Below are 455 nucleotides of genomic sequence, written 5' to 3' on the forward strand. Positions count from 1 at the left end.
GACGTCAGGCATGCGTGTTCAGTTGATCTTCTCCCCCGTGCGCGTGCGGGCGATACGCTTCGACGACGCCGAAGCTTTGTCGATCACGTATTCAGCGTGACGACGAGCATTACGCGCGTCCGTCTCCGCGTGTACGTTCGCGATTACTTCATCGACGCCGTCGTCGTACAGCGACAGCCGGTATTCACGCGCCGCGGCGCCGGAAAGCACCGTGCCGTCCGGCATGGTGATCTTCTTGCAGAATGAGTCCATTAGCATAGTTCCTGAAAATCCCGGTCGACAACAGCGTCGATCGGGACTTCAGTCTACCGTCCCTCAAGAATTTTTTCTCGACCTGCGATAGAACCATGTAAACACCAGTTTCCGCCTATCGAGCCCGCGGTGAGCCGCGCCTCGCGCGGTTGCGCAGCAACCTGATGCAGGGGCATGCTCACCAGCGCCAGCGCTCGCCGGCG

Annotated in this window: 1 protein-coding gene; it reads right to left on the reverse strand. The window is 60.2% G+C overall.

The window, feature by feature from the left end:
* Positions 1 to 18: 18 nt before the first annotated feature.
* On the reverse strand, positions 19 to 225 hold the full coding sequence (locus SB752_RS31935) for a hypothetical protein (protein ID WP_144410585.1): 207 nt from the start codon (positions 223 to 225) through the stop codon (positions 19 to 21).
* Positions 226 to 455: the final 230 nt, after the last annotated feature.

This window comes from Brevibacillus sp. SIMBA_040 (assembly GCF_046535075.1).
Taxonomy (GTDB): Bacteria; Bacillota; Bacilli; order Brevibacillales; family Brevibacillaceae; genus Brevibacillus.

Bases quoted from the DNA above. Each gene is read 5' to 3' on its own strand.
- SB752_RS31935 (WP_144410585.1), bottom strand. From the start codon at position 225: ATGCCGGACGGCACGGTGCTTTCCGGCGCCGCGGCGCGTGAATACCGG.